This window comes from Desulfovibrio sp., assembly GCF_041907885.1.
Lineage (GTDB): Bacteria > Desulfobacterota > Desulfovibrionia > Desulfovibrionales > Desulfovibrionaceae > Desulfovibrio.
Genome location: NZ_JAYRGM010000003.1, coordinates 60,008 through 80,312, shown reverse-complemented (window position 1 = coordinate 80,312; position 20,305 = coordinate 60,008). Strand labels below are relative to the sequence as shown.

Genomic DNA, 20,305 nt, shown 5'->3' with positions numbered 1-20,305 from the left:
GCCGCGAAAGGCAGAAAGGCAGAAGAAGAAAGGCAGTGGGAAAGGCAAAAGGCATTAAAGACAGTGACAATTACATTGCCCAGCTTTTGATGACGACCTGCGAAAGGTAAAATGGCATATACCCCCAGTGATAGGGGCTTCCCATTCTGTGAAGTCTTTAGGCCGTAATGGGGCTATGAGAGTTGGCTGAAACGGATTTTGTCCAAAGCGGAAGCAGGGTATGGCATTTACGCGTCGCGGAGGGAGATCACCTGAGCGAGCGTAGCGAGAGAGGGAAGCTCCCGCAGCGTAAGACGCGTGCCCACGCCGTTTTGCGGAAGTTGAAAACGTTCTTTGGGGGTGTTTCGGGGGGGATGCAAGGGGGGCCGCGAAGGGGGCGTAGCCCCATAACCGGCCCCACCTTGCCGCGCGCCGCGCAGGCGTCCCAAACTTCGCCGGAGGGCGAAAATCCCGTGCCCGCAGGGCAGAAACTCTAATTAATTCCCGCCGCGCAGCCGCACAAATCCAACCCTACGCCTCCCAGCACCTCACGCGCCATCCCGCGCCAAGCTCCTTCCACTGCGGGGCTTCGCGGCGGCAGATATCTTTTGCCTTGGGGCAGCGCGGGTGAAAACGGCAACCAGCTGGCGGCGCAAGGGGGCTTGGCAGCTCGCCTTCCAGCGCGGCAATGGGTTCGCCCCGGCGGCTGCCCGTGGGCATGGCCGCCATCAGCGCCTGGGTGTAGGGGTGGGCAGCACCCGCAAAAAGGGCATCCGCAGGGGCTTCTTCCACAATCTGGCCAAGATACATCACCATGATGTGGCGGCACAAAAAGCCCACAACGGCAAGGTCGTGCGAAATAAAAAGGTAGGCGGGGCCAAACTGTTCCTGCACCTCGCGCAGCAGATTGAGCGTCTGGGCCTGCACAGAGGCATCGAGGGCCGAAACCGGCTCGTCGCACACAACCACGTCGGGCCGGGTGATGAGTGCCCGCGCCACGGCAATGCGTTGGCGCTGACCGCCAGAAAATTCGTGGGGGTAGCGGTCGCCCATGCCGCCAAGGCCCACGGTGGCCAGCATGGCCTCGGCCTGGGCGCGGCGTTCGGCGCGGCTGACTCCGCGCGCGGCCAAAGGTTCGGCCACAGCGCTGCCCACAGAAAGACGCGGGTTGAGTGACGAAAAAGGATCCTGAAAAATCATCTGGATGCGCCCGGCGGCCCAGCTGTTGGCTCCGGCAGGGGGCAGGGGGCGGCCCTCAAGCAGCACTTGCCCCTGCGAGGGCGCAAGCAGGCCGCAGGCCAGCCGCCCAAGGGTGGATTTGCCGCAGCCCGATTCGCCCACAAGGCCGATGCTGGCCCCTTTGGCAAGGTTCAGGCTGACGTGGTCAACGGCGACAAGCGAGCGCCTGTCGCCGAACAGACCACGGCTGATATCAAATACGCGCGAAACATCCTCCAGTCGCAGCAGGGCGGATTCTGAAATCTGTTCTGGCGCGGGCTGGTTCAGCATGTTTTTTCCGCCACTCCGGCAGAGCTGAAGGTTGCCATATCGTTATAAACAGCTGCGGCGCAGCGCAGCAGATGGTAGGCCACAGCGCCGCCCGTGCCTTCGCCCAGGCGCATGCTCAGGTGCAGCAGTGGGTTGTTGCGCGACTCACCGCCGGTCAGTCTGGACAGTGCGCGCACGTGGCCCGGCTCTGCCGAGGCGTGCGAAAGCACGGCGTAGTCGGCCAGATGGGGGCAGATGTGCAGTGCCGCCACATAGGCCGCGCTGCAAATAAAGCCGTCCACCAGCACGGGCAGGCGGCGCGAGGCTGCGCCCAGCATCAAACCGGCCATGAGAACAATTTCAAAGCCGCCCACGGCTGCCAGCGTGTTGATGGGGTCGCCGTCGCGCAGCATGGGTTCGTTTACTTCAAGCGCCTTGCGCACAATGCCGGTTTTGTGGCGCACCATGTCGCTGTCGGCTCCTGCGCCGGGGCCGGTCATCTGTTCCGGGTCAAAATTGAGCAGGGAGCAGTACAGGGCCGTGCCTGCGGTGCTGTTGGCAATGCCCATTTCGCCCACGCCCAGGCAGCGGTAGCCCTGGTCGGCGAGCTGGTGGGCCAGCTCCACACCCATGCGCAGGCCCTTGAGGCAGGTTTCGCGGCTCATGGCCGGGCCCTGGCTCATGTCGGCAGTGCCGTCGCCCAGGCGGCGTTCAATAAGGATGGGATGCGGCTCGTAGGGGCCGCCGTCGCAGCCAGCGTCCACCACGCGCAGATCCATGCCCGACGTGCTGCACAAAACATTGACACCAGCGCCGTTGTTGAAGAAATTTTGCACCATCTGGCGGGTTACGGCCTTGGGAAAGGGCGAAACACCCTGATCGGCAACGCCGTGGTCGCCCGCAACTGTAAGCATTATGGCCGGGCTGACATTGATGGGCGTTTGCCCGCCGCTGATGGCGTAGAGCTTTTGGGCAAGGTCTTCAAGGCGGCCAAGGCTGCCCTGGGGCTTGGTGAGGTCGTCCAGATGGGCCTGGGCAGCGTCCAGATCTTTTTCAAGCAGGGGCGCAATGTTCAGGCCGGGCAAGATCAGTTCCAGCATATTGGATTGGGTGGTATTCATGCCGTTTGTTTATCCTTAACAGCCCTTGTGCGCAAGGCAGAACGCCCCCTGCGCAACTAATCTGGCGCGGGGTACTTTACGATTCGGGCAGGGTGCTTATGTTATCAGCCAGGTTGCAAGCAAGGATAATTTATGAAAACCATATCCAACCATATACACGGCCATACACACGGAAACAGGCCCTGCCCGCACGGTGGCCCGCACGGTGGCCCGCGCAGAACGCGGGTGGCTGTTGCGGCGGCAGAATACACGTTTGACGCACGCTGGCTGCTTGCGCTGCTGGCAATTGCCCTGTTGCTGTGCCTGCCCGTGCGGGCCAGGGCCATTGCGCCAGACAGCCCGCGTATGACCCCCGTGGTGCGGGCCGTGCAGGCCGTAGCCCCGGCAGTTGTAAACATAACGAGCACGCATATTGTTGAAGGGCAGAGAATCTCGCCCCTTGAGCAGTTTTTTGGCCCAGGGTTTCCGGGCTTTCCCGGTTTTGATGTGCCGGGGGGGCGGCGCGTCAAACAGAAGCGCGTGAGCCTTGGTTCTGGCGTTATTGTTGACGGCGACAAGGGCCTTGTGCTCACCAACGCGCACGTTATTGCCGGTGGTGATGAGGTTATGGTGCATCTGTTGGACGGCAGGGAGTTTGCAGCCACGGTCAAGGGGGCAGACCCGGATTTTGACATCGCCGTATTGCAGATCAGGGGGGCATCCAAGCTGCCCGCCGTGAAGCTGGGCGATTCGGGTGATATCATGCCTGGAGAAACCGTCATCGCCATTGGCAATCCTTTTGGTTTTAATCATACGGTGACAACCGGTGTGGTGTCAGCCCTTGGGCGCACTATCCGTAACAAGGACGGCGCCTTTACCGATCTGGTGCAGACCGATGCCGCCATCAACCCCGGTAACAGCGGCGGGCCGCTGCTGAATATCGAGGGCGTTCTTATCGGCATCAACACGGCGGTGGATGCACGTGCCGAGGGCATTGGATTTGCCATACCCATCAACAAGGCCCGCCGTGTCATGCACGACCTCATGAGCGTGGGCCGCGTTGCACCCTTGTGGCTGGGCCTTGATTTGCAGAATGTGGATAGCCGCACGGCCATGGCCCTGGGGCTGAGGGATGCGGGCGGCGTGCTGGTTACGGCGGTTTTTCCCGGTTCGCCCGCAGCCAGGGCTGGCATTGCGCCCGGTGATATCGTTGAGAGCATCAATGCTTCGCCGGTGCGCGACAGGCGTGATTATCTCGATATTCTGCGCAACCAGACATCTGGTTCGGCCCTGCGGCTGCAAGTGCTGCGCGAGGGCGGCGCTGTGAAGCTGGAGGCAACGCCAGAGCCCTTCAGCGATGCCGATGCGAGCGCATTGATGGAACGCCGCTGGGGATTTGGCGTTGCGCAGACAGCGCAGGGCGTGGTGGTTCGTCAGGCCCGTGCCGGTGGCCCGGCCGAATTTTTGCGTCAGGGCGACCGCATCACATCCGTTGGCTCTGCCGAAATTCGGAGCATGGAAGATTTTTTACAGGCTTTCAGAAAAGAGCGCATGTCTGGGCAGGTACTGCTACAGGTGGTGCGCAACGGCAAGGGATATTACGCGCGGCTGATACCGCAATAAAAGGAATGGCGCGGGTAACATGTTGGCATGGCAATTTATTTTGAAAACTTAAATTTCGTGCGCAGGGGAAAAGCAGTCTGAAACCCTGTAAAGTTTGTCTGGTTGGCAATTTCGGAACCGGCACTTGACAGGGTGGTGGGCTAAAGCTATCCATTGCACAAGCGGAATTTAGCCGCTTGAAAAATCAAGCAAGTCAATGCAAATTTGGAGGACACCATGGGTTATAATGTTAATGTTGACGTCGACAAGTGCGTGGGCTGTGGCGAATGCGTGGACGTGTGCCCCGTTGAAGTTTACGAAATCAAGGACGGCAAGTCCGAAGCCGTGAACGCCGAAGAATGCCTGGGCTGCGAATCCTGTGTGGAAGTTTGCGAAGTCAGCGCCATCACCGTTGAAGAAAACTAGGGATCGCACGGGTGCCCCCGTGGCATCCATGTGCTGACCCGTTCAGAGTTTTCATTGTGCCGCCCGGCGCGCACGCGCCTGGCGGCATTTTCACAGGTACATGCCGTTTTTCCGGCTATTCCTCCCCATGTCTTCCGCACTACCGCAGGATAACCATGATCCCTGATCTGAGCTCTATTTTTACCCGCTATGAAGCATTGCGGGCTGAAGTTGACGACCTTTTTGGCAGGGTACGCGGGGCTTTTCCCCAGTGCGTAGTCTGCAAGGAAGGCTGTAGCGATTGCTGTCACGCACTTTTTGATCTTTCGCTTGTCGAAGCCATGTACATCAACAAGGCTTTTGAATCTGCCTTTGGTCACGGGCCGCAGCGCTCTGCCATTCTTGAGCGCGCCTCTGATCTGGACCGCCGCGCCACGCGCATCAAGCGCGAGCTGTACCGGGCAGAAAAAGACGGCGAAAGCCCGGAAGCCATTATGGAAAAGGCCGCCCAAGTCAAACTGCGCTGCCCCCTTCTGGACGATAACGACCATTGCCTGATGTACCACGCAAGGCCCCTTACCTGCCGTGTTTACGGCGTGCCCACGGCCATTGCCGGGCAGGGGCATGTGTGCGGGTTTTCTGCCTTTGAAAAAGGCCAGCCCTATCCCACTATTCATCTGGACAAGATCCAGAACAGGCTTGAAGACCTGAGCAGGGAAGTGGCAACAACTGTGCAGACCCGCTTCAAGGAACTGCACGACGTGTATGTGCCTTTGTCCATGGCATTGCTGACCCGCTACGATGAGGCCTATCTGGGCATTGGCCCGGCCAAGAAAGAAGAGGCCTGATCGGGCGTGAAAGGAGTTTGAGATGTACGGCAGCATTCCCGCCACCGTCTTTCGCGACGGAACGCCGCAAACACTCACGGATGAGCAGGAAGATCTCAAGCGCGAAATTTATGACCGCATGAATCCGCGCCGTCGCAAATTTGTAGACCGCATCGGTTACGAAAACTGGGATCCTTTTCAGAAGCCCAACGAACCGCTTGATATGCGAACCGATGTGTCCAAGCGCACAACGCAGCAGCTGGTAAATGAATTTCTGAAAGACGCGGGCAAAAAAGGCCCGTATGGCAAGGCCTACAGCAAGGGAGCGACAGAATGCGCCCTTGGTGTGGTCAATAAGGACGAAAAGTACATGGGCATTTTTGATTTTTGCCGATGGTACTATGATCTTTTGAAAAAAGAGGGGCACATAGCATGAAAGCTCGCTACGATGACCTGGATGAATACATTGCCGACCTCAAGGCAGAAATTGCCCAGAACGAACAGTGCGCTACCCACTATTACAATCTTGGGCTGGCCCTGCTGACCAAGCGCGATTTTGTGGCCGCAGAAGAAGCCCTGCTCAACGCCGTGCGCAATTCGCCCCATCTGGCCGAAGCCTACGTGCAGCTGGGCGGCATTTGCCTTGAACGCGGCGACCTCGATGGCTGCCTGCGCTACAACGAAGAAGCCGCCAACTGCCGCGCCAAGTTTCCCGTGCCGTGGGGCAACATTGGTTTTGTTCACTTGCAGCGCGGCGAGCCCGACAAGGCCATTACAGCTCTGAACAAGGCCCTCAAGTGGGATCCCAACTTTGTGCAGGCCAAGAGCGCCCTTTCCACGGCCTATTATATGAAGGGCGACTTTACCGCCTGCGAAACGGTCTGCAAGGAAGTGCTCAAGCTTCAGCCCGGCTTTGCCCCGGCCTGGAATAACCTTGCCCTGGCGCAGTTTGAGATGGGTCAGGTTGCCGATGCCGCAGAATCTGTCAAAAAGGCGCAGGCTCTGGGCTTTGAAGTGCCGGAAGGCTTTATTGAAGAACTCAAGGCCAAGGGCGTTTAACCCGCTTTTTACCTGACGATGTATTTGCAGGGCCGTTGGAGAAATCTGACGGCCCTGTTTTTTGTGGCTGCACGTCTGCCAGCATAAAATATCCCGCAAAACCAGCCCGCAAAAAAAGGCCCGCAGTTATTTGCCGCAGGCCAAGGTGCTTTTTTATACAAATATGTGTACGGTCAGGTTGTGCTGTCTTGTTCCAGCACGCTGCACTGGGCTGCGCCATTGCTTATGCCTGCCAGCGCCACCGTAAATGCAGCAACGTGTTCTTGCGGCAGGCGCAGTTGCAGGCTGGCATCTGCCAGGTATTCTTCATTTTCAAGGCGGGCTTCAAAGGTGGGCAGCATGCGCCGCAGGGCTTCGAGGTGTGCATAGCCAAGGGTCAGTTGCAGGCTGCATTCGGGCACTTGCTGGCGCAGGGGCAGGCTGGCAAGATTTTCGCGCACACTGTCCTGATACGCCCGCACAAGGCCGCCTGTGCCTAGTTTTACGCCGCCAAACCAGCGGCTTACAACCACGCACAGCTCGCCTACGCCGCTGTGCAGCACAATCTGGAGCATGGGCCTGCCAGCCGTGCCGTGCGGCTCGCCATCGTCAGATGACCCGATCTGCGCCGTATCCCCCGGCGCGCCTGCGGCATAGGCCCAGCAGTTGTGTGTGGCATCAGCATGGCGGCGACGAATCTGTTCAACAAAGGCACGCGCCGCTGCCGGGTCTGGCGTGTGGGCGCACTGGGCAAAAAAACGGCTTCGGCGAATGACAATCTCTGTGCAGTGCGGATGCTGCGGCGCAACATCGGGCACGGCATATCGGCTCATTCGTCGTCACCGCATCTTCTGCATACCTCGCGTTGGGCGTCGTTCAGCGGTGGGCAAAATTCGCGTATGCAGTCCTTGGCCATGGGGTAGCGCAGGGTCAGTTCTTCTGGCTGACCAATGCGCAGATCGTCCATGTCAAAACCGGGTGAAACCGTGCAGCCCACAAGCGAAAAGGCCGTGCCTGCGGCAGGGGTTGCGCCGAACCAGCAGCCGCCAGGAACAGTAAACTGCACATGCTGCCCGGCAAGAATATCGTGCCCCAGCGTGACCTCACGCGGGTGGCCGTGCGTGTCTATGCAGGCAAGGCGCAGGGGCCCGCCCAGATAAAAGTGCCACAGTTCGTCCTGGCGAATGCGGTGCAGGCGCGAAAATTGCCCCTGCTCAAGCAAAAAAAGAATGGCAGTAGAGACAGGGCGCGGGCCCACAAACCCGCAGGGCATTTCTTCTGCCGAAAGAATCTGCGGGGCTTCATAGGTGCGATAAAAGAACCCCCCTTCGGGGTGGGGACGCATGCCGAAATGGGATATGATTTCTTGGGCGTTCATAAGTACCTTTTAGCTTGTCATCCGTTTCTGCGCAACGGGGACAGGGGGGGAGGGCATGCTGATAAATTTTATTTTTTTGAAAAAAAGCTTTACAAGGCCCGCTGAATTCTTTAATCAGGAACTGTTCCTGATAAAAATAACTTCCTAACCACGGAGATTAAAAAATGAGCACCACCCACGAAAACCTCATGTCTGCTTTTGCTGGTGAATCCCAGGCCAACCGCAAGTACCTCGCCTTTGCAGCTGCTGCCGACAAGGAAGGCCTGCATCAGGTAGCCAAACTCTTTCGTGCCGCCGCTGCCGCTGAAACCGTGCATGCACATGCCCATCTGAAGAACGCTGGCAAGATCGGCGATACCGTTGCCAACCTCAAGGCCGCCATTGAGGGCGAAACCTACGAATTCACCAACATGTACCCCGCAATGATCAAGCAGGCCGAAGCCGACGGTCAGGCTGCGGTTGCCAAGTATTTTGACTTTGCCAATCAGGTGGAAGAAATTCACGCCAACCTGTACAAAAAGGCGCTGGAAAACCCCGCTGGCCTGCCCGATACCGATTATTATGTGTGCAAGGTGTGCGGCTACACCCACGAAGGCCCCTGTGACGCCTGCCCCGTGTGCGGCGGCGGCGCGGCTGCCTTTTTCAAAGTCGAAGCGTAATTTCTGATAACTGATCGGCCTGGTTTCAGGCTGGTCGGGCAGCTGTGCAGGGCTGTTGCAGCCACAATCTGGCTGTAACAGGCAGTGCGGGCCATATGCGCCGGGGAGAACTGACGATACTGTCGAAGGTTTTACCCGGCGCATGGTTTTTGGTGCAGGCAGCAGTGCGGGCGGGCGGGGCAACCCCTTGTGAAACTGCCGCCCACAATGGCCTGCCAGTACGCAAATTGCGCCTTTTGGCGTTGCAATTTGACCTGAAAAGGGTCACTATCCGGCTGGTGCGCGGCCCCTGCTTTGGTTGGTGCTGCTGTACCCCCTGCGTTGCGGCTTTTCGGGCTTGCAGCGCTGTCTTTGTCCATTACGTCTGTGTGGAGATCGTTGATATGCGTCTTCTTGTCCGTCTCAGTGTCCTTGTGCTTCTGCTTGCCGTGGGCGGTATGGTTACCTTGCCGGGCGCGCCCCAGTGCGCCGAAAAAAAGGAAACGTCCAAGGAAGCCCCCAATAAGTTTGATGCGCTCAAGCGCTTCAGCCAGGTTCTGGATCTGGTTGAGCGGTATTATGTGCGCGATGTGACACAGGGCGACCTTATCAACGGCGCGGTAAAGGGCATGCTTCAGGGCCTTGACCCGCATTCCAACTTTATGAATGCCGACGAATTCAAAGAAATGCAGGAAACCACATCTGGCGAATTCTTTGGCATCGGCATAGAAATTTCTATGGAAAACGGGCAGGTTACCGTTGTAACGCCCATTGAAGATACCCCTGCTTACCGCGCCGGTCTCAAGTCGGGCGATATCATTCTGTCCATCAACGGACAGCCCGCCCAGGAACTTTCGTTGCAGGAAGTGGTTTCGCGCATTCGTGGCCCCAAGGGCTCGGATGTGGAACTGGCCATCTTGCACAGCGATGCCAAAACGCCCCAGACCGTGCGTATTGTGCGCGATGCCATTCCGCTGATCAGCGTAAAGTCCAAAAAGCTGGAAGACGGTTTTTACTGGATCCGCCTTACACGTTTCTCTGAGCGCACCACCGAAGAACTGAAGGACGCCCTCAAGGCCGCAGAAAAAGAAGCCAAGAATTCTGGCGGCATCAAGGGCATTGTGCTTGATCTGCGCAACAACCCCGGCGGTCTGCTTGATCAGGCCGTGAGCGTGTCTGATACCTTCCTCGACAAGGGCGTGATCGTTTCCATCAAGGGGCGGCGCGACAACACCGACCGCGTGTACGAAGCCAAAAAGCAGGGCGACGACATCCACGCGCCCATGGTGGTGCTGATCAACGCCGGTTCGGCCTCTGCCTCTGAAATTGTGGCTGGCGCTCTGCGCGACCAGAAGCGCGCCCTCACTGTGGGTGAACGCTCGTTTGGCAAGGGATCGGTGCAGAATATCATTCCGCTTTCCGATGGCTCTGGCCTCAAGCTCACGGTGGCCCTGTACTACACGCCCAGCGGCAGCTCCATTCAGGCCGAGGGTATTGTGCCCGATGTGGAAGTGCCCTTTGAAGCGCCCCGCACCGACGACAAGGACAACGCCCGCCTGATGGTGCGTGAGCAGGATCTGAACCGTCACCTTGAAAACGGCAAGGACAAAAAGTCGTCCAAGGCCAAGAGCGGCAAGGAAGATGCCGCCGAACAGCTCTCGCGCGACAATCAGCTGCGCATGGCCCTGCAAATGGTCAAGAGCCTTCCCAAGATGCGGGAAATACGTAACTAACCCCATTCGCCGCACGGCGAGCGGGCAGGTATAACCAGGGTGTTGCCATTGCGCGACACAAAGTCTTCTGACAGCCTTTCGGCCAGACCCTCGCGGCCTGCCGAAAGGCTGTCTGCGTCTGCAAGGCTGGCCGTAGGCGGTGTGCTTTGGCTGCTGCTCAGTCTGGGTTTTTCATGCTGGGTGCAGTGGCACTTGCAAGATGTGCCGCCAGGGCGGTTGCCTGCAAATGTTGCCGCCAGTTCTGCCGCATCTGGCAGGGCCGCGCCGCACCCTTCTCCCCTTGGATTTGCCGCCTCTCACCGGGAGTGGCAGAATTTTAACAAAAGCCTGGCGCTGGAACTGCTGGATGCCCTGCTGGCTCAAGCCCTGCCCCAGGCCTTGCCGCAAGCCCGTTGGCAGCGAAAAGTGCTGCCGCAAAATGACGGAACAGACGCTGCGCCGGGGGGCGGGGCTGCCGCCATTTCCCCCCTGGCCGATGCTTCTACCTCCCCTTCATCCCGCACTTTTGCCGCGTCTGCCGCGCCTGTTCGCCCTGCGGCAAGCCCTTCTGCACTGGCCCCGGCTATAGCATCCACGCTGTCTGACACGGGTGATGCCGTGCGCCTCATTACTGTCAGCGGTTCCTGCGCTCCCCTGCGGCTGGGGCTGGCCCTGCTTGAAGGTCTGAAAATCCGCGACCAGGCCCTTCGGGCTGCGGGCGCGCGCGTCCTTGTGCGCTGGTCCTCCCAGGGAACCCTTGAAGTTTTACTCAATGATCTGGTATACTATGTTGTTAGCTTTACAGGATACCAGGGTCAGCTGGCAGATTTGGCCCAGCCTTTGCCCCCGGCTGCGCTTGCCATTGTGCTGGACGATATGGGCCAAAGGGTTGATGTCGCAGAAGAAGCCGCAGCCTTGCCCTTTGCCGTGACATTTTCCATTTGGCCCAGGGCTCCGCACGCGCACGAAGTTGCAGAAGTTGCGGCAGACAGACGGCTGGATTGCCTTTTGCACCAGCCCATGGAACCCCTGCCAAAGGCTGACCACCGGCGGCCCGATCCCGGCCCTGGCGCGTTGCTCACAAATATGAGCGCAAAGGAAATACGGGCCGTTATGGATGAAAATCTGCGGGCGCTGCCCACGGTCATTGGCCTGAATAACCATATGGGATCAGCCTTTACGGGCAATATTTCGCTGTGCAGAACTCTGGCTGGTATGCTTGTTGGCCACGGGCTTGCCGTGCTCGACAGTGTGACGCGGCCAGATCCGCAACTGATGCCTGCCGCCGTAGAGGCGGGGCTGGTTGGCCTTGCACGCGATGTTTTTCTGGATACACGCCGCGATACTGCGGCCATCCTTGTGGCGCTGGACGCGGCGGCAGCCCGCGCCCGCACCAAGGGTATGGCCGTGGCCATTGGTCATCCCCATCCTGAAACCCTGCGCGCCCTGCGCCAGTGGCAGGACAGGGAAGGCGTTGCTGTTGTGCCCCTGCGGCGCATCATCTGGAAGCTGGCACTGGACAAAGCCGCTGGTGCGGCAGATATTCACTCACTCAACACGAACATGGAACAGGAGTAAGCATGCAATCCACTTTCGCCATTATCAAGCCTGACGCAGTTTCGCGCAATCTGACCGGGGAAATTCTGGCTGCCATGGAAGCTTCCGGCCTCAAAATCGTGGCGCTCAAGCGCTTGCACCTTTCCAAGGCGCAGGCTGCCGGCTTTTACGCTGTTCACAAGGAACGCCCTTTTTTTGACAGCCTGACCGAATACATGTCCTCCGGCCCCGTGGTTTGCGTTGTTCTGCGCGGCGAAGACGCTGTTCCGCGCTGGCGTGCCCTTATGGGGGCCACCAATCCGGCTCAGGCCGAACCCGGAACCATGCGTCACAAGTATGGCCAAAGCCTGGAAGCCAATGCTGTTCACGGCTCGGACGCCGCTGAAACTGCGGCTTTTGAAATAGGCTACTTCTTCAGCGGCCTCGAAATTACGGAGTAATATTATGGCGCTCACTATCGGCTGCGTCGGTTGCGGCAACATGGGCGGGGCCATCATGGCCGGTCTTGCCCGTACAGGTGGTTACAGTCTGTGTGGATACAACAGAACCGCTGCGCGCATGCGCCCTCTTGAAGAGTTTGGCGTCAGCGTGTTGCAAAGCCCCCTGGCCGTGGCGCAGGCCGCCGATGTGCTGGTATTGGGCGTTAAGCCGTATCAGGCAGCTGAAGTGCTGGAGCAGATGCGCCCGGGGCTGACGGCTGATAAGACCGTGGTTTCAGTTGCTGCCGGTGTGAGCCGCCAGCGGCTGAGCCAGGCCGTGGAGGGCCGTTGCCCTGTGGTGCGCTGCATGCCCAACACTCCAGCCCTGGTGGGCAAGGGTGTTTTTGCCCTGTGTTTTGAAGACCCCGATCTGCCCGCTGCCCGCAAGGCAGACGTGCTGGCGCTTTTCAACGCCCTGGGCGTGTGCGTGGAGCTGCCGGAAAGCAAGTTTACGGCGTTCTCTGCCCTTATTGGCGCTGGCCCGGCCTATGTGTTTGCCATGATGCAGGGGCTGGTGCAGGCAGGGGTTACCCTGGGATTTCAGCACCGCGAATCGCGCGATATGGTAGCCGCCCTTTTTGGCGGCTGTGCCACCATGGTCGAGCAAAGCACCTCGCCGCTCATGCAGTTGCGCGATGATGTGTGTTCGCCTGGCGGGCTGACCATCGCTGGCGTGAATGTGCTCGACCGCGAGGGGCTCATCGGGCTGCTGGTGGATTCAGTACTGGCAGCCAATGCCAGGGGCAAGGAAATGGAGAGCTGAAATATGCGCTAAAGGTCTTTTTGGCCTTTTGCAAAAAACCCCCGGTTGCCTATAACAACCGGGGGTTTTAGCTTCATATGGCAGAAAATCAGTGGTCAAGCCGGATATCCAGCGTGTGTCCGTCCTTGGAAAGTGTAAACTTGGGCTGCACCTTGCCCGAAAGGTCAATGACGATGCGGGTCTTGTCGCCATCCTTGCCCAGGCGCACATTGGTAACAGCAGGATTTTTGGGCACGCCGGGGGCCTTGACCTGCCACTTGCCGTCAAGGTCGATAACCAGACGTTCCGGGCCGCTGAGCTGCATGTTTTTGTAGACAATGGGCGCAGCACCCACCAAACGCACCGTTGCGCCCTTGTCGCGTGCAAGAACCACAAATTTGGTAATGGTTTTGTGCTGTGGCGCGGCCTTGGCGGTCTTTTCCTTGGCGGGTTCGGCCGCTGCGGTGGTTTTTTCTGTCACCGGGGTGACGGGCTTGGGCTGCACCACCGGCTTGGCCACCGCAGGCTGTGGATCAGAAGAGGCAAGGCTGCTCACAGGTGCGGTTTTGTCGTCCGGCTTCAGGCTGGGTATGGGGGCGCGGGCCGGGGCTTCGCTGCTGGCATTGCGGTCGGGAATTCCGGCCTGCGACTGCGGGGGCAGATAGGGTTGTGGCTGCGTACCGGCGGCCTGGCTGTTTGCGGCAAGGGGATTCCCCGGCGCAACGGGCGGGGCAGCGTCCGGCGGGGTAACTGGTGCAATGATGCCTGCGGGCGTTGCGGGTTCGGGCTTGCGGAGGCGTTCATTAAGCATGATGAGCGCCATGCCCAGAACGCAAACAGCCACAAGAAGAATCATAATAACTTTGTTCATGCCAAAAGGCTCCTGCCAAAGACTTGGGTTGAAACTGCCGCTCGGCTCTAACGTGCGGCCCTGGCCGCGCTACGTGCCTGCTTGAGCTCGCGGATATGTTCCAGCAGCTTGAAGTAGAGAGGCTCTTCGCTCGACACGCTCAAGGCAGTGGCAATATGGGCTGCGGCCTCGTCATACATGCCAAGCGAACACAAAATGCGCGCCAGGTTGAAGTGGGCGTGATCATCTTCGGGGGCCAGCTCCACGGCCTTGCGCGTAAACAGCAGGGCAAGGTTGGGCTGGGAATTTTGACGCAGACGCACGCCAAAATCGCGAAACATGTGCTTGTGGGAGGGCGTGATGCCTTCGTTGGTTTGCGCCAGCTGCTCCAGGGCAAGCAGGGCGGCCTTGCGTTCGCGGGGGCGCTTGAGGCGCAGCAGGGTTTGCCGAAAAGTCTCCCGCAGTTTGGTCTCTACCACCTTGGCCTTGCGGGCAGCCTCAAGATCATAGGCTTTTTTGGGAGCAGCAGGAGCAGCCGGGGCAGTCTGCGTGGCCGGGGGCTGGCCTTCTTCGTAGCGCACGGCGGTAACGCCGGTTGCGGTGCGGGTGGCAAAGGGCAGGGGGGGCTGCTCGGCCTTGCCCGTGATCACCTGAACAGAATCGGGCAGCTTGCTCTTGGCCTTGGCCATTTCAAGCGGGGCAAAACCAGGGTTTGCAGCGGGGGCATCTGCTGCCTTGCCAACGGGCTTTGGGGCGGCAGGGGCAGTATTTTGGGGCTGGGGCGTGACCGATCTGGCCTCAAAATGGCTTAAGTCCGGCGTAACCACGGGCATAGCCAGAATGTTGGGCTCTGCCTTGAATTCGCGGGTAAATGATTTGGCGCTTACGCGCTCCACCTCGGCGACAGGCTGGAACGCGGCGTTGAGCTCTTGCACGGCATAGGCTCCGTCGGGAAGTTCCCAGACGAAGAAGTGCGTTTTGCTTCGGCTAGCTGTCCAGTCGGCAGAGAAGGAGAAGACGCCAGAAAATTTTGAGCGACGCATGTGCAAAATGTACATTATTTGCGTCGAATAGCAAGATTCGCTTCTGGCCTTTACGGAACCGGGTCTTTGGGCTAGCATGACCCCATGCACGAAATGTCCATAGCACAAAGCCTGTTGCAGATGGCAGAGGATGAAATAGCCCGCCAGGGATGCACCCGCATAGAGGTTGTAAACGTAATTTACGGCTCTCTTTCTGGCGTTGTGCCCGAATCGCTGCAATTCTGTTTTGAAACCATGGTGTACGGAACCGCGCACGAGGGCGCGCGCCTGGAGCTCACCGAGCTTCCACTGCGCCTGCGCTGTACGGCCTGCGGCAAGGTTTTTGGCGGCGAGGGGCAAGATGCCCTGTGGCTGCCCTGCCCCGGTTGCGGCGAGCAGTTTGGGCATGTGGTTGAGCAGGGCAGGGAGCTCTACCTCAACCGCCTGGAAGCCAGCTAGCCCTTTGAAGCCCCTGATTCGCGGGGGCCGCAGGTTGCTCTTGCAATACCTCTTCGCCTTTATCTTTTTGTTTCTGGCTCATGACCACGCCGTACAGGCGGCAAGCAAGGAGAAATGAATGCAAATTCCTGTGGTTCGTAATGTATTGGAAGCAAACGAAAAAATGGCCGTTCATGTGCGGCGGTTGCTTGCTGAAAAAGGTATATTGGCCCTGAATCTCATCAGTTCGCCCGGCGCTGGCAAAACCACGCTGCTCGAACGCACCCTCAGCGATCTGGCTGGCGAATTTCGCATGGCCGTGGTGGAAGGCGATCTGCAAACAGACAACGATGCCCGCCGCGTAGCCGCCACTGGCGCACAGGCCGTGCAGATCAATACCGACGGCGGCTGCCACCTCGACAGCAACATGATTCTTACCTCGCTGGAAAGCCTCGACCTTACCGGCGTGGATATTCTTTTTATCGAAAACGTGGGCAACCTTGTGTGCCCCGTTGAATTCGACTGCGGCGAAGACGCCAAGGTAGCCCTGTTGAGCGTGGCCGAGGGTGACGACAAGCCGGAAAAATACCCCCTGCTTTTCAATCTTGCCAAGGCTATGTTGCTTAACAAGACAGACCTGCTGCCCTATGTGGATTTTGACATGGCCCGCGCCCGCAACTTTGCCACCAAGCTCAATAAAGAGCTTGATATCTTTGAAGTGTCCTGCCGCAAGGGCGATGGCCTTGAGGGCTGGTACAACTGGCTGCGCAGCATGCGCGCCGCCAAGAAGGAAGGGCGGCTGGCCTAGCCCGCCCCCGGTAACAGATGAAATGAAAAGGCATCTCCGGCCAAAACCGGGGATGCCTTTTGCATGTCAGTACCACATGTCAGTGCCACATGTCTGGCCGTATGTCTGGGGCACATGTATGGGCCAGGCGCGCTGTGGGCAGGCCGCTAGCGTGATTCTTCACTCTCGCGGTAGGCGGCCACATCCACCACAAGATTTTTTGAGGCAGGCCGCAGGGTAATGGTAAACAGCTGCACATCACCGCTCGGCGCGTCGGCATCGGCCAGCTTGGGCAGTATGTCTGTGGGGGCCAGCATGATGGTGGCCTCACCCTTGCCCGCTGTCAGAAAATACCCAAGCACCTGATGCAGCATGTCCTTCTGCTTGGCCAGATCCATGGAGGGCATTTGGGTAAAATTGATGTCCAGGCCGGGCAGTTCGGCCTGCCAGGGGCTGTACTTCTGGTCATACAGGGACTGCATGAGTTTTTCGAGGGTTTCGGGGTCGAGTTTGCGGCGCAGTTCCATGTGGTCAAGCACCTGGGTAGCCTTGCTGCCGGGTTTGCCCTCGGATTGGGCCGGTTCCAGCCGCGCGGCCCATACCATGCCCGCAAAGCCAAGGCTGGCAAGCACGGCATCGTTGTCGTCGCGCTGTTGGGTTGCGCTCAGCACGGCGCACACGTCCTTCATGGGCATGCCAGGACGAAAACGGTCAAGGGTACACACAGGGCCAGCATCGGGCCCAGGCAGCAGGCTTTGCACTTCGCCCGCAATGCGCTGGGGCTCGGCCTTGGGGGCGGCGAGCTCAAGCGTGGGCTTGTCGCCCATGCGCAGGGTCATTTTTTGCGCCTTGTTCAGGGGCACATCCTTGAAAAGCCATAGGGCAAGGCCTGTATCCACGCGCAGATTTGTGAGTGCGCCGGGGTTTTCAATGTCATCCTTGCCACCGGGGGGCATGTCGAGCCGCACAAAGTGTACGTTTTTGCCCGTCTGAAAGCCCATGCTCAACACGTCTTCGCCCGTGGCGTTGACTATGGACAAAATTTGCGGTTCGGGGCCGGGTTTGGCAATGTGCGCTGCAAATACGGCGGCATCGCCCATAAACCCAGCCAACACAAGACAGATGGCCGCATATATGCGAAGAAACCATAAGGCCTTGGTCATGGCATTACTCCATATTTTTTGCTTGCGACCATACTAGCAGAGCGCGGGGCTGCCCCGCAAGCGGCCAGACGACCCATTGCGGGTGCAGATGGCCAGATGGTAAATCGCAGAGGGCCACTTTACGGCTGCCGCTTGCGTTGATATGGTTGCCACCGCCAACGACCTTGCAGCCTGCCTTGCGCATTTTACGCACCAAACCCCACCATCAGGAGATTCCATGCCTCCCCAGAGCCGCCAGAATTCATCGGATCAGGCAACTGAAAAAAAATGTCTGTGCCTGCGCCCGTCATCCCTGCTGGCGGCGGTTTTTCTGGTAGTGGCGGCAGTGGTGCTGGCATACCTTGGCGGGGTTATGAGCGGCAGGGCCTACTGGAAGGCTCATCCGCAGCCGGTGGCAGCCAGGCAGGCCGCACCGGCCAGCGGTGCAGTTTCGCCCGCTACGTCCACAGACGATGAAGGCCCCATCCCCGGCGGTACAGCCGGTAATGTCAACGAGGCAGCAGAGCCCAAACAGAAGGTTCTGGCCGCAGAAGAGCTGCGCTTTTCGCGCGTGCTGCGTAACGATGCGGCCACGGGCGATGCTCCGCTCAAACCTCTGCCGCCCATGACGCCCGTGCAGCCAAAGCCCGCAGGCGTTGTGCAGGCTGGCGTGCCCCAGGGTGCGGCGGCTCAGGCAGCGCAGGGGCAAGGCGCGGCGCAGCCCGCAGGAATCGTCAAGGCCCCGCCGGTATCGGGGCTCTACGACTATGTGTTCCAGGTCGGGGCTTTCAAGGATGCTGACTCCGTGGATTCCTTGCGCCAAAGGCTTGAGGGGCGCGGCATGCGCACCAAGATGGAGCGCTCTGGCAAGCTTCATGTGGTACTTGTGCTGCTGCGCGGTGACGAGGCCAGAGCCGCCGAGGTGGTGCGTGCCACGGAATCCATGGGATTGGGCAAGCCCATTCAGCGCAGCCGCAAGCCTGTGTTGCAGCAGTAATCCAGAATTATGGGGCCGCAGGCATGAAACGCGGCTCAATACTGCCGCGCACCGTATGACGCACGGGCAGCATGGCCGGGTTTGAGCCGCCACGCAACGCCCCCAGCAGTTCCTCGGCCCTGTCTACCTCACCGCTGCACAGCACCGCCATGTACAGACCCGCCTGTGGGTCGGCCCCCACAATACCGGCAGATTCCACGCCCAGAGCATCCTTGCCCCTGAAAACATACTGGCTGTCAGCCCGCCGCACAGGTTCGCGCATACCCGCCGCCGCGCGCAGCAGGGCAGCCACGTCGGCAGCGTCTGGCGGGCCTGCGGTTTTGCCCACCAGAATGCGCGCGTGTACGGCTTCATCCGGCCCACTCAGCGTCAGAATCCATGTTCCGGCCATGTCTGCCGGGGCCTCTGCCTGCCAGCCCTGCGGCAAATCCAGCAAAAACCAGCCATAGTCCTGGGCCTGCGCCTTTTGCGGTGCGAGGCCCAGAACCATGAACAGGGGTATGATCAGGCCCGCAAGCACCATTCTGGCTGCGCGGCATGTGTTGCAAAAAAGCATGTTTGTCCCTTGCGCGCAGATGCGCCTAGTCGTTCAGTTCCACACGGGGCGGCTGCCAGGTTCCCTTGCCCAGCGGCAGCACCGAGAGGCCTTCCGTTTCAGGCCAATACAGCCGCATCACAAGAAAGATGGGGCCGTCGGGTGCGGGCAGCCAGTTGCTTTCCAGGTTTTTGCCGGGCGAATCGCGCTGGATCAGAATGGTGAGCGAACCGTCCGGGTTTTTCTTCATGTCTGGCAGCATGGGCGAATTGATCAGGTAGCGGTCGATGGGGTTCTTGATGAGCAGCTGGGTTTTGCCGTCATACATGGTCACAGACCAGAAGGCCCTGGCCGGGGGATACTGTCCTGCGGGAATGGTGATGCGGTACTTGTGCTTGCTGCCGTCAAGGGGGTCGCCGCTGGCCGAGGTTCTGGTCATGGGGTACACGGCTTCTGCCGCATCGTTGCCGTAAATGCCCGCCTTGGCTCCGCCAGCCCGCAGCAGCCAGTTGCCGTTGAAGAAATCGCGGTTGCCAAAGGGCGAGCTCATCTTCCAGCCGTTGACACGTATGCCGGGGCCGTTGATCGAGGCGTCCACCATGCCCGCGCCCTTTTTCATGCCGCGCAGCAGCGCCTCCTGACAATCCTTGGGCAGGGCGGCGAAGTCAAAATGCTTGCCTGCGACCACGCCAATGCTGGCGAGCTGCGCGCGGATGGCGGTTTCTTCCGGCGCGGCGGGGGCAAATTGCAGGGCAAAGGCCAGATAGTCAAAGAATTCTGGCTTCATGTAATCCTGCCCAATGTTCGGAAAGGGCGGCATGGGCAGTGCCGGGGGCGGGGTTTGCCCCAGGTAGGCCGAGAGCGTCTGCACGGCATAGCCCTTCTGAAACTTGAGCACGTTGTCGATATCCGCAGGGTTGAAAAGCTGGGTGCGGAACAGGGCCAGGGCGTACTGCGCGTTGGAGCGAAAAACCTGCATGCCCGCTGGCGCAGCGCCTTGCCATTCCGGGGGCACAACCATGTAGCTTCCGCCCTTGATGCCCGTGGTTCTGCTGCCGATGTAGCCAAAATTGTAGGTATTGGCATCCACAAGCTGCACACTGAAGTAGCGGCCGTCAGTTACCGGCGGCACGCTGATCACCACCGGTTCGGCGCGAAGGTCAAGACAGGCAAAGGAATAGGGTGTATCGCTGTTGGGCGTGATGACAACAGTATCCTTATACGTAAAAACACGCGCCCCGTTGCGCAGCTGGTTGAACGGAGCCTTGTACTGCGGCGAAGCGGTGTCTACGGAATATTGGTAGGTGATGTCATAGTGCATCACTATGGGCAGGCCGTACACATAGCCCTGCGCGGCAATGTTTTCAAACGTTGCGGCATCGGGAAGGGTCTGCACTGCGGCGGCTCCGTGTGCTGGCAAACCCAGCGCTGCAAGCAGATAAATGGCCGCCGTCAGACACGCCGCCCGAAATTTAGGCAAATGGTCTGTCATGTTGCTCTCCACGGGTTTGGATATGAATATGCGTTATTGCCTACCACATTTGCGTGCACCACAAGACCGGGGAAATCAACTGTTGCTTTAAGTGTGC

22 protein-coding genes are annotated in these 20,305 nt (G+C 59.4%); 13 read left to right on the top strand and 9 right to left on the bottom strand.

Annotation, left to right across the window (positions count from 1 at the left end; all coding sequences use genetic code 11):
- Positions 1-510 precede the first annotated feature (510 nt).
- Complete coding sequence (locus tag ACE3NW_RS03060) at positions 511-1,488, bottom strand: ABC transporter ATP-binding protein (protein ID WP_374280234.1); 978 nt, start codon at positions 1,486-1,488, stop codon at positions 511-513.
- Positions 1,482-2,588: a nicotinate-nucleotide--dimethylbenzimidazole phosphoribosyltransferase gene (cobT, locus tag ACE3NW_RS03055; RefSeq protein WP_374280232.1), complete on the bottom strand. Its 1,107-nt coding sequence runs from the start codon at positions 2,586-2,588 to the stop codon at positions 1,482-1,484. Before cobT ends, ACE3NW_RS03060 begins: the two co-directional genes overlap by 7 nt.
- A 132-nt stretch (positions 2,589-2,720) precedes the next feature.
- On the opposite strand from cobT, the gene ACE3NW_RS03050 reads away from it, so the two are divergent.
- The 5 genes from ACE3NW_RS03050 (at position 2,721) to ACE3NW_RS03030 (ending at position 6,460) form a co-directional block, all read left to right on the top strand.
- A complete protein-coding gene (locus ACE3NW_RS03050; protein WP_374280230.1) occupies positions 2,721-4,190 on the top strand; it encodes a trypsin-like peptidase domain-containing protein in 1,470 nt (489 codons plus the stop codon).
- A 216-nt stretch (positions 4,191-4,406) separates the two neighbouring features.
- Positions 4,407-4,595 carry a ferredoxin gene (locus tag ACE3NW_RS03045; RefSeq protein ID WP_022658065.1) on the top strand — a complete coding sequence of 63 codons (189 nt, stop codon included), beginning with the start codon at positions 4,407-4,409 and terminating at the stop codon, positions 4,593-4,595.
- Between the two features lie 155 nt (positions 4,596-4,750).
- Positions 4,751-5,422, top strand: coding sequence for a YkgJ family cysteine cluster protein (locus ACE3NW_RS03040; protein WP_374280228.1), 672 nt, complete (start codon positions 4,751-4,753; stop codon positions 5,420-5,422).
- A gap of 22 nt (positions 5,423-5,444) precedes the next feature.
- Positions 5,445-5,837, top strand: a complete 393-nt coding sequence (locus ACE3NW_RS03035) for a hypothetical protein (RefSeq protein WP_374280226.1) — start codon at positions 5,445-5,447, stop codon at positions 5,835-5,837.
- On the top strand, positions 5,834-6,460 hold the full coding sequence (locus ACE3NW_RS03030) for a tetratricopeptide repeat protein (RefSeq protein ID WP_374280224.1): 627 nt from the start codon (positions 5,834-5,836) through the stop codon (positions 6,458-6,460). The genes ACE3NW_RS03035 and ACE3NW_RS03030 overlap by 4 nt, the downstream gene beginning before the upstream one ends.
- 173 nt (positions 6,461-6,633) lie before the next feature.
- On the opposite strand, the gene ACE3NW_RS03025 is transcribed toward ACE3NW_RS03030, so the two are convergent.
- Together ACE3NW_RS03025 and ACE3NW_RS03020 are read right to left on the bottom strand one after the other, a co-directional pair.
- The gene (locus ACE3NW_RS03025) at positions 6,634-7,272 is read right to left on the bottom strand and encodes a YigZ family protein (RefSeq protein ID WP_374280222.1); all 639 of its coding nucleotides are present in this window, start codon (positions 7,270-7,272) and stop codon (positions 6,634-6,636) included.
- Complete coding sequence (locus ACE3NW_RS03020; protein WP_374280220.1) at positions 7,269-7,817, bottom strand: cupin domain-containing protein; 549 nt, start codon at positions 7,815-7,817, stop codon at positions 7,269-7,271. The genes ACE3NW_RS03025 and ACE3NW_RS03020 overlap by 4 nt, the downstream gene beginning before the upstream one ends.
- 164 nt (positions 7,818-7,981) lie before the next feature.
- Here ACE3NW_RS03020 and ACE3NW_RS03015 point away from each other — a divergent pair, with 164 nt between their 5' ends.
- From ACE3NW_RS03015 to proC, 5 genes are all read left to right on the top strand, one after another.
- The gene (locus tag ACE3NW_RS03015; RefSeq protein WP_374280218.1) at positions 7,982-8,476 is read left to right on the top strand and encodes a rubrerythrin family protein; all 495 of its coding nucleotides are present in this window, start codon (positions 7,982-7,984) and stop codon (positions 8,474-8,476) included.
- A gap of 383 nt (positions 8,477-8,859) precedes the next feature.
- Positions 8,860-10,188, top strand: a complete 1,329-nt coding sequence (locus ACE3NW_RS03010; protein ID WP_374280216.1) for a S41 family peptidase — start codon at positions 8,860-8,862, stop codon at positions 10,186-10,188.
- Between the two features lie 48 nt (positions 10,189-10,236).
- The gene (locus ACE3NW_RS03005; RefSeq protein ID WP_374280214.1) at positions 10,237-11,745 is read left to right on the top strand and encodes a divergent polysaccharide deacetylase family protein; all 1,509 of its coding nucleotides are present in this window, start codon (positions 10,237-10,239) and stop codon (positions 11,743-11,745) included.
- Between the two features lie 2 nt (positions 11,746-11,747).
- Positions 11,748-12,164 (top strand): nucleoside-diphosphate kinase, encoded by a 417-nt coding sequence (ndk, locus tag ACE3NW_RS03000; protein WP_291331238.1) that lies wholly within the window; start codon positions 11,748-11,750, stop codon positions 12,162-12,164.
- Positions 12,165-12,168: 4 nt separating this feature from the next.
- The gene (proC, locus tag ACE3NW_RS02995; RefSeq protein ID WP_374280211.1) at positions 12,169-12,966 is read left to right on the top strand and encodes a pyrroline-5-carboxylate reductase; all 798 of its coding nucleotides are present in this window, start codon (positions 12,169-12,171) and stop codon (positions 12,964-12,966) included.
- A gap of 88 nt (positions 12,967-13,054) precedes the next feature.
- Here the strand turns inward: proC and ACE3NW_RS02990 are convergent, their stop codons facing one another.
- A complete protein-coding gene (locus ACE3NW_RS02990; protein ID WP_374280209.1) occupies positions 13,055-13,816 on the bottom strand; it encodes an AMIN domain-containing protein in 762 nt (253 codons plus the stop codon).
- Between the two features lie 47 nt (positions 13,817-13,863).
- Complete coding sequence (locus ACE3NW_RS02985) at positions 13,864-14,838, bottom strand: tetratricopeptide repeat protein (protein ID WP_374280207.1); 975 nt, start codon at positions 14,836-14,838, stop codon at positions 13,864-13,866.
- 84 nt (positions 14,839-14,922) lie between these two features.
- Here ACE3NW_RS02985 and ACE3NW_RS02980 point away from each other — a divergent pair, with 84 nt between their 5' ends.
- Positions 14,923-15,276: a hydrogenase maturation nickel metallochaperone HypA gene (locus ACE3NW_RS02980; protein ID WP_374280206.1), complete on the top strand. Its 354-nt coding sequence runs from the start codon at positions 14,923-14,925 to the stop codon at positions 15,274-15,276.
- A 118-nt stretch (positions 15,277-15,394) separates the two neighbouring features.
- Positions 15,395-16,063: a hydrogenase nickel incorporation protein HypB gene (hypB, locus tag ACE3NW_RS02975; RefSeq protein ID WP_374280204.1), complete on the top strand. Its 669-nt coding sequence runs from the start codon at positions 15,395-15,397 to the stop codon at positions 16,061-16,063.
- Between the two features lie 146 nt (positions 16,064-16,209).
- On the opposite strand, the gene ACE3NW_RS02970 is transcribed toward hypB, so the two are convergent.
- Positions 16,210-17,205 (bottom strand): peptidoglycan glycosyltransferase, encoded by a 996-nt coding sequence (locus ACE3NW_RS02970; RefSeq protein ID WP_374280202.1) that lies wholly within the window; start codon positions 17,203-17,205, stop codon positions 16,210-16,212.
- Between the two features lie 217 nt (positions 17,206-17,422).
- Here ACE3NW_RS02970 and ACE3NW_RS02965 point away from each other — a divergent pair, with 217 nt between their 5' ends.
- A complete protein-coding gene (locus tag ACE3NW_RS02965) occupies positions 17,423-18,181 on the top strand; it encodes an SPOR domain-containing protein (protein WP_374280200.1) in 759 nt (252 codons plus the stop codon).
- A gap of 7 nt (positions 18,182-18,188) precedes the next feature.
- Here ACE3NW_RS02965 and ACE3NW_RS02960 read toward each other — a convergent pair whose 3' ends face one another.
- Complete coding sequence (locus ACE3NW_RS02960; protein WP_374280198.1) at positions 18,189-18,737, bottom strand: hypothetical protein; 549 nt, start codon at positions 18,735-18,737, stop codon at positions 18,189-18,191.
- A 25-nt stretch (positions 18,738-18,762) separates the two neighbouring features.
- Entirely contained in the window at positions 18,763-20,208 is a 1,446-nt protein-coding gene (locus ACE3NW_RS02955; RefSeq protein WP_374280196.1) for a DUF1254 domain-containing protein, read from the bottom strand.
- Positions 20,209-20,305 lie beyond the last annotated feature (97 nt).

Excerpts from the sequence above, each read along its gene's own strand:
- ACE3NW_RS03040 (WP_374280228.1), top strand. The coding sequence starts at position 4,751 with ATGATCCCTGATCTGAGCTCTATTTTTACCCGCTATGAAGCATTGCGG.
- ndk (WP_291331238.1), top strand. The coding sequence starts at position 11,748 with ATGCAATCCACTTTCGCCATTATCAAGCCTGACGCAGTTTCGCGCAAT.
- ACE3NW_RS03015 (WP_374280218.1), top strand. The coding sequence starts at position 7,982 with ATGAGCACCACCCACGAAAACCTCATGTCTGCTTTTGCTGGTGAATCC.
- ACE3NW_RS03010 (WP_374280216.1), top strand. The coding sequence starts at position 8,860 with ATGCGTCTTCTTGTCCGTCTCAGTGTCCTTGTGCTTCTGCTTGCCGTG.
- ACE3NW_RS02990 (WP_374280209.1), bottom strand. The coding sequence starts at position 13,816 with ATGAACAAAGTTATTATGATTCTTCTTGTGGCTGTTTGCGTTCTGGGC.
- ACE3NW_RS03020 (WP_374280220.1), bottom strand. The coding sequence starts at position 7,817 with ATGAACGCCCAAGAAATCATATCCCATTTCGGCATGCGTCCCCACCCC.
- ACE3NW_RS03045 (WP_022658065.1), top strand. The coding sequence starts at position 4,407 with ATGGGTTATAATGTTAATGTTGACGTCGACAAGTGCGTGGGCTGTGGC.
- ACE3NW_RS02970 (WP_374280202.1), bottom strand. The coding sequence starts at position 17,205 with ATGACCAAGGCCTTATGGTTTCTTCGCATATATGCGGCCATCTGTCTT.
- ACE3NW_RS03035 (WP_374280226.1), top strand. The coding sequence starts at position 5,445 with ATGTACGGCAGCATTCCCGCCACCGTCTTTCGCGACGGAACGCCGCAA.
- ACE3NW_RS02980 (WP_374280206.1), top strand. The coding sequence starts at position 14,923 with ATGCACGAAATGTCCATAGCACAAAGCCTGTTGCAGATGGCAGAGGAT.
- hypB (WP_374280204.1), top strand. The coding sequence starts at position 15,395 with ATGCAAATTCCTGTGGTTCGTAATGTATTGGAAGCAAACGAAAAAATG.
- ACE3NW_RS02960 (WP_374280198.1), bottom strand. The coding sequence starts at position 18,737 with ATGCTTTTTTGCAACACATGCCGCGCAGCCAGAATGGTGCTTGCGGGC.
- ACE3NW_RS03060 (WP_374280234.1), bottom strand. The coding sequence starts at position 1,488 with ATGCTGAACCAGCCCGCGCCAGAACAGATTTCAGAATCCGCCCTGCTG.
- ACE3NW_RS03030 (WP_374280224.1), top strand. The coding sequence starts at position 5,834 with ATGAAAGCTCGCTACGATGACCTGGATGAATACATTGCCGACCTCAAG.
- ACE3NW_RS02955 (WP_374280196.1), bottom strand. The coding sequence starts at position 20,208 with ATGACAGACCATTTGCCTAAATTTCGGGCGGCGTGTCTGACGGCGGCC.
- ACE3NW_RS03050 (WP_374280230.1), top strand. The coding sequence starts at position 2,721 with ATGAAAACCATATCCAACCATATACACGGCCATACACACGGAAACAGG.
- cobT (WP_374280232.1), bottom strand. The coding sequence starts at position 2,588 with ATGAATACCACCCAATCCAATATGCTGGAACTGATCTTGCCCGGCCTG.
- proC (WP_374280211.1), top strand. The coding sequence starts at position 12,169 with ATGGCGCTCACTATCGGCTGCGTCGGTTGCGGCAACATGGGCGGGGCC.
- ACE3NW_RS02965 (WP_374280200.1), top strand. The coding sequence starts at position 17,423 with ATGCCTCCCCAGAGCCGCCAGAATTCATCGGATCAGGCAACTGAAAAA.
- ACE3NW_RS02985 (WP_374280207.1), bottom strand. The coding sequence starts at position 14,838 with ATGCGTCGCTCAAAATTTTCTGGCGTCTTCTCCTTCTCTGCCGACTGG.
- ACE3NW_RS03025 (WP_374280222.1), bottom strand. The coding sequence starts at position 7,272 with ATGAGCCGATATGCCGTGCCCGATGTTGCGCCGCAGCATCCGCACTGC.